Genomic DNA, 6,165 nt, shown 5'->3' with positions numbered 1-6,165 from the left:
GCGAAGGTGGGGGTGGTATCGTTGGTGCTGTCGCCGCTGCTGATAGCGCCGGTGACCGGTTGTTCGTCATCTGTCGCGGTCGGCGCGCTGGCCGGCGCGTCCGGAGCTTCGGTATCAACGGTGAAGTCAAGGGATGGGGATTTGGCGCTCTCGTTGCCGGCGGCGTCGGTGACGGTGGTGGTGATGGCGTGGCTGCCTTCGCCCAGCGGATCGGCGGGGGTGAAGGACCAGGCGCCGTTCTCGTCCACGGTGGTGGATCCGATAGCGTTGTCGCCGTCATAAATAGTGACGATCTCCCCGGCCTGGCCGGAGCCGGCGAAGGTGGGGGTGGCGTCGTTGGTGCTGTCGCCGCTGTTAATGACGCCAGTCACCGGTTCTGCGTCATCTGTTGCGGTCGGCGCATCAGTCGGTGGATTGGGTTCACCTGGCGCGCCGTTATCAATGGTGAAGGAAAGCGACGGCGATCTGTCGCTCTCGTTGCCGGCGGCGTCGGTGACGGTGGTGGTGATGGTGTGGCTGCCTTCGCCCAGCGGATCGGCGGGGGTGAAGGACCAGGCGCCGTTCTCGTCCACGGTGGTGGATCCGATAGCGTTGTCGCCGTCATAAATAGTGACGATCTCCCCGGCCTGGCCGGAGCCGGCGAAGGTGGGGGTGGTATCGTTGGTGCTGTCGCCGCTGTTAATGATGCCGGTGACCGGTTGTTCGTCATCTGTCGCGGTCGGCGCGCTGGCCGGCGCGTCCGGGGCTTCGGTATCAACGGTGAAGTCGAGGGACGGCGATTTGGCGCTCTCGTTGCCGGCGGCGTCGGTGACGGTGGTGGTGATGGTGTGGCTGCCTTCGCCCAGCGGATCGGCGGGGGTGAAGGACCAGGCGCCGTTCTCGTCCACGGTGGTGGATCCGATAGCGTTGTCGCCGTCATAAATAGTGACGATCTCCCCGGCCTGGCCGGAGCCGGCGAAGGTGGGGGTGGCGTCGTTGGTGCTGTCGCCGCTGTTAATGACGCCAGTCACCGGTTCTGCGTCATCTGTTGCGGTCGGCGCATCAGTCGGTGGATTGGGTTCACCTGGCGCGCCGTTATCAATGGTGAAGGAAAGCGACGGCGATCTGTCGCTCTCGTTACCGGCGGCGTCGGTGACGGTGGTGGTGATGGTGTGCTCTCCTTCGTCCAGCGGTTCGGCGGGGGTGAAAGACCAGGCGCCGTTCTCGTCCACGATGGTGGAGCCGATGGCGTTGTCGCCATCGTAAATGGTAACGGTATCACCGCTTTCTCCGGTGCCGGCGAAGGTGGGGGTGGTATCGTTGGTGGTGTCGCCGTTGTTAATAGCGCCGGTCACCGGCATTACGTTATCGGTAGCTGTGGGCGCCTGGGCGTTTGCCGGAGCGTCAGTGTCGATAGTAATCAAAAATGCCGGTGAACGGGCGCTGACGTTACCTGCGGCATCGGTTGCTGTAATGGTGAAATTATGCGATCCCTGCCCCAGCGCAGGCGGCGTAAACGTCCATTTACCGTCGCTGCCTGCGGTTACGCTGCCAAGCAGGGTGCTGCCATCGTAAATCATGACTTTGCTGCCCGCTTCCGCGCTGCCGCTCAGCGTTGGCGTTGNTCGGCGCGCTGGCCGGCGCGTCCGGAGCTTCGGTATCAACGGTGAAGTCGAGGGACGGCGATTTGGCGCTCTCGTTGCCGGCGGCGTCGGTGACGGTGGTGGTGATGGTGTGGCTGCCTTCGCCCAGCGGATCGGCGGGGGTGAAGGACCAGGCGCCGTTCTCGTCCACGGTGGTGGATCCGATAGCGTTGTCGCCGTCATAAATAGTGACGATCTCCCCGGCCTGGCCGGAGCCGGCGAAGGTGGGGGTGGTATCGTTGGTGATATCCCCACTGTNATCGTAAATCATGACTTTGCTGCCCGCTTCCGCGCTGCCGCTCAGCGTTGGCGTTGTGTCATCGGTGGTGTCGCCGCGACTGAGATTACCTTGTATCGTGCCCACGTTATCGGCCAGGGTTTGCAGCGTTGGCACGCCTGGCGCCTGGGTATCAACGGTAATGGCCAGGGCTGGCGAGCGTTCGCTGACGTTGCCCGCGGCGTCTGTTACGGTAATTGTCAGGCTGTGTGACCCCTGGCTTAACGGGGAGGAGGGAGTAAAGCGCCATGTGCCGTCGCTGCCTGCCACAACGCTGCCGAGTATGGCGTTGCCGTCGTAAATGATGACTTTGCTGCCCGCTTCCGCGCTGCCGTTCAGGGTTGGCGTTGTATCGTTAGTGGCTGCGCCATTTGGCAAAGCGCCAGTTTGCGGCGCCGTGTTATCCGTTGCGACGGGCGCTGAGGCGTCAGGGGCGGAAGTATCCACCTTGACGGCGAAGAAATCAGAACGTTCGCTCACGTTGCCTGCGGCATCGGTCACCGTCGTACTGAGGCTGTGCTCGCCTTCGCTTAATGCCGTGGACGGGGTGAATGTCCATTTGCCGTCGCTGCCTGCGACGACGCTGCCAAGGAGAGTGTTACCGTCATAAATTGTGACTACGCTACCAGCTTCGGCTTTACCATTGAGAGTTGGCGTAGCGTCATTTGTAGATGAGCCGCTGGTAAGCGGGCCTGTCTGGGGAGAGGTATTGTCGCTGGCGGCAATAGCGGAGGCGCCAGGAGCGACAGTGTCTACCGTCAGCGTGAACACCGGCGAGCGTTCGCTGGTATTACCCGCTGCATCGGTCACGGTCGTGGTCAGATTATGCTCACCGTCTTTAAGAGGTGAGGAAGGGGTAAAGCTCCACTTTCCATCACTGCCAGCAGTTACGCTGCCCAGCACGGTATTACCGTCGTAAATCGTGACTTTGCTGCCTGCTTCAGCGTTGGGGTCGTATCGTTAGTCGCGCCGTGGTTGGCGATATTGCCGACAACCGGGGCTTTATCATCGGTCACTCGTAGATTTGTGGTCGGATCCGGCGCAGTTGTGTCGTTGCCGCCGCTGTTGCCGACGTTCGATGAAGGATGATGGTCATTATCGTTATTTTCCCCGGCGATCAGCGCGCCGACGCCTAATGCGCCCGCGGCTGCCAGTATCCACGGCGCCAGACCTGAGTGGTTGCTTTCCTCTTCACCCAGTGCGCTGATATCGCCAACAGGCTGGATACTGCTGATGCCGGCTTGTGGATCCTGCACCCACCAGAGCGCGCCCTGTTCATCCTGAAGCACCAGTTTGCTGTTGTGGCCTTGCGCGTCGGTGTTAAAGAAGTTTTTCAGCGTGACCTTTTCACCGGTATTGAGTGTGAGATGAAGATCGTTGCCGGTACGGGACATATCTGAAACGTCTTTCGGATTAATTTGCAGTTTCACAATCCCGGGAGAAGTTAAATTGATCTCACTGCTGTTCACACTGTTAAGTACACTGCCGTCATTATTAATAATTGCGATGTTCGCCATTTTTGAGCCTCGCACTTTTAAGGCGGTTGATCCTGATTGACACGCGCTGTGTTAACCAACTGTGATTTCTTACTGATTACTTCTGGTCTTGTAAAAAAGCCGGACAAAAGCGCGGCTTACATCAATCATGATGTGACCGAAGAGGCAGAAAGATGTAGTAGTACCTGCAATGAACTGTTAACAACTTTTACTGGTTATTCGATTTTAGATTGTAGTTCCCGAAAAGCAATGTGAATGCGGAAAAGTTTATTTTTCTCTGCCTGATATATGGGTGTGAAATTACATCCGTTTGAAATATAAATATATTTTTATTTATTTGAGAAATATTTCAGAGAGTGAGCCAGATCTCAAAACTGATATTTACTCAGCTAAACTGCATGTGAATTACGTAGGTGCGTAAGCAGGTAATACATAAAACGTTAATGACGGTAACTTAAAACAGGTGGCGAAGTATCGCGGAAATATGCGCCTGGCAGGAACCGGTAATATGAAAGACGTTACTACAGCTATAAAAGATTGCTAACCCTGCAAAATGCTATGGTTTGTTTAAAACAATCGCGATATTAAGCGCTAATACTGAGGCGTAATAGTGCTGTAGGGATAATATTTGTGTAGAAAACATTAAGGAAGGGCCACTTTGCATACTGCGTTTGTTTAGCCATAGCTAGCAGAAATAGATGCGTGCCAGGAGCAAAACAGATTATCGGGCCATGCCTGGCCCGGTAGTATGGCCGGTTATTTCCGGTTACAGGTTTGCGCCTGCTGACAAATTAAGCTGAATGTCTTTATCGAGGTTACGCACCCAGCGGTTATAGGCTTTATGTATTTTTCCGCCGCCGGCACGTAGATTGCGGCTGTCGGCATATTTAATATCGTAACCGGTTGCGCTGTAAGGAATGGAAATGACCGCGTCATGTCCGCGCGACTGTTGACGCGCTTTAATAAGCCCGGGACCAGCTTCCGCCATTATCCACTGGCGTTCTGCGCCGGCCTTCAGGATGGCTTTTTTAACCTGATCCTGCGTATGGCCCGTACCAATGGTTGTATGAACTTGAGTGATGGGTGCGGTACGCGCGCAGCCAGTCAGTGCGCCAGCCATAGCAATAGCGGTAAGCCAGATCGTTAATTTTTTCATTAACTAATAGTCCCTTGTTAATTTCCGTCACGTTACGCGAAATAAAAATTAAGAATTATCGAGCCGTTATGTTATCTATGGTATCAGGAAAAAGTAAATACCCAGTCCCTGTCGGTATGCCGTATTTAAGGAATTTTGGGCTATATGTAAGATGAATTCCTATTTGGATGTAAGTATACGCAGACGAATGCGGTTTTAAGCGTAAACGGAAAAGCAACCTGTCTTATTAATTTTAATGAAATTTTGTGCGACTAATTGAAATAATAGTCTGCTTGTTATGGCGCAAGCGTTGGGGATACGGCGTTGTGATATGGCAGAGGTAATAAATGTTGCCTGATGCCTGGCAGACAAATAAACGCTGGCGGGACGCCTGTAAATTAAAAAAGTGAAGTTCATTGTTTCCGGTTTGTACCGGAAACAATGAACGCTGGGGGGCTTAATCAGAAACGATAACCCAGACTTACATTGAAGCCGTTGATAGAACGGTTGCCGTCCAGGCTGACTTTGGTGCCTTCATAACCAATATTAATAGCAAAATTATTTACCGGATTGATGGCGACACCAAAGCCATAGGCGAAGGAAGTGGATTTTAAAGACATGCTTCCGTTGCCTTTGACCTCGCCTTTAGCGCTAAGCCACTGTGAATTCGCGTTCGCTTTGCTTTGCGCGACGCCGCCTAATGCATAGAGTGAAACGTATTCATTAAAGCGGTAAGCCGGCCCGGCGAGAAGAGAATAATATTTAACATCAGCGCGATCGACGATAGTTTCGCTGCCCATTGAATTATTCTGCTCCTGGTCGCCTTTCATATAGGTAAATGAGGCGACAACGCTGACTGGAGAGGTGAATTCATAGCGGTACTGGAGGTTTACGCCACGGATATTTTTAAAATCCTGTACTTTACTTTGCGCATAGCCAACAGACACAGTTTGGTTATCTGCAAAGGCCATCGTGCTTGCTACTGATGAGGCCAGAAATATTGCCAGAGAGAGTGCTTTCATCATTATATTCCTTATCGATATTAATTTACTTACAGTCAGGAGAAGCTTTGTGAATCCCGTTCGGTTTTAATTTGTTTGGTGTGGTTTAATTTGTACGGAGGTCTTATTTCCAGGTGATCTTTTAGTTATCCGGGAAGTATTATGAGCCATTCCGATATTTATTGAGTTATTAAAAGTCTTTCTTCTACGCGTGTCAATGAAAGACAATAGGGGAAATTCTGATTTTTTTGGCTGACCGATCTTCTCCAGGTGAGATGTCATAAATCCTTCAATGTTTAGATCGGCTTTTAATAGGATTTTTCATTTATTTATTGATCATCGCATGGCGGTTTTTTATGCGAAGCGGCTTGTTTGGCCCGGTGAATATGATCGATTTTTTTGGTGCAAAGTGCTGTTGGTTCTATTTTTGGTAAATTAAATAAGAAGGCGTGCGCGCTTTTTTTGGATAAATGTTTTGTTTTTTCGATGGGATATGGCTTAAGTAAAATATAGCGGCCTTTTGGTTTTGTAATATTTTAAGCCTGTTGCAGGCGGTTATACCCGTATATCTACAACGCTGAACGCCCCGCTCGCAGCTGAGGGATCCCCACAAACTCAGCACTAATAAACCAGC

Annotated in this window: 6 protein-coding genes; all 6 read right to left on the bottom strand. The window is 52.6% G+C overall.

Features of this window, described 5'->3' with window-relative positions:
* Positions 1-1,559, bottom strand: a 1,559-nt coding sequence (locus JJB97_RS17270) for an Ig-like domain-containing protein (protein ID WP_238715325.1), incomplete at its 3' end; no start/stop codon positions are given.
* Positions 1,504-2,802, bottom strand: a complete 1,299-nt coding sequence (locus tag JJB97_RS17265) for an Ig-like domain-containing protein (protein ID WP_238715324.1) — start codon at positions 2,800-2,802, stop codon at positions 1,504-1,506. The genes JJB97_RS17265 and JJB97_RS17270, both read right to left, overlap by 56 nt.
* Positions 2,787-3,416 (bottom strand): BapA/Bap/LapF family prefix-like domain-containing protein, encoded by a 630-nt coding sequence (locus JJB97_RS17260; RefSeq protein ID WP_238715323.1) that lies wholly within the window; start codon positions 3,414-3,416, stop codon positions 2,787-2,789. Before JJB97_RS17260 ends, JJB97_RS17265 begins: the two co-directional genes overlap by 16 nt.
* 745 nt (positions 3,417-4,161) lie before the next feature.
* Entirely contained in the window at positions 4,162-4,551 is a 390-nt protein-coding gene (locus tag JJB97_RS17255; protein WP_238715322.1) for an LptM family lipoprotein, read from the bottom strand.
* Between the two features lie 440 nt (positions 4,552-4,991).
* A complete protein-coding gene (locus tag JJB97_RS17250; RefSeq protein WP_238715326.1) occupies positions 4,992-5,552 on the bottom strand; it encodes an Ail/Lom family outer membrane beta-barrel protein in 561 nt (186 codons plus the stop codon).
* A gap of 400 nt (positions 5,553-5,952) precedes the next feature.
* Positions 5,953-6,165 (bottom strand): hypothetical protein (locus tag JJB97_RS17245; protein WP_238715321.1); only part of this gene is annotated, 213 nt, incomplete at its 5' end.

It is taken from the genome of Tenebrionibacter intestinalis, assembly GCF_016632365.1.
Classification (GTDB): Bacteria; Pseudomonadota; Gammaproteobacteria; order Enterobacterales; family Enterobacteriaceae; genus Tenebrionibacter; species Tenebrionibacter intestinalis.
This window is presented reverse-complemented; position numbering and strand designations above follow the sequence as displayed.

What these genes read in the sequence shown, in the direction of transcription:
- JJB97_RS17250 (WP_238715326.1), bottom strand. Translation starts at nt 5,552, where the DNA reads ATGAAAGCACTCTCTCTGGCAATATTTCTGGCCTCATCAGTAGCAAGC.
- JJB97_RS17260 (WP_238715323.1), bottom strand. Translation starts at nt 3,416, where the DNA reads ATGGCGAACATCGCAATTATTAATAATGACGGCAGTGTACTTAACAGT.
- JJB97_RS17255 (WP_238715322.1), bottom strand. Translation starts at nt 4,551, where the DNA reads ATGAAAAAATTAACGATCTGGCTTACCGCTATTGCTATGGCTGGCGCA.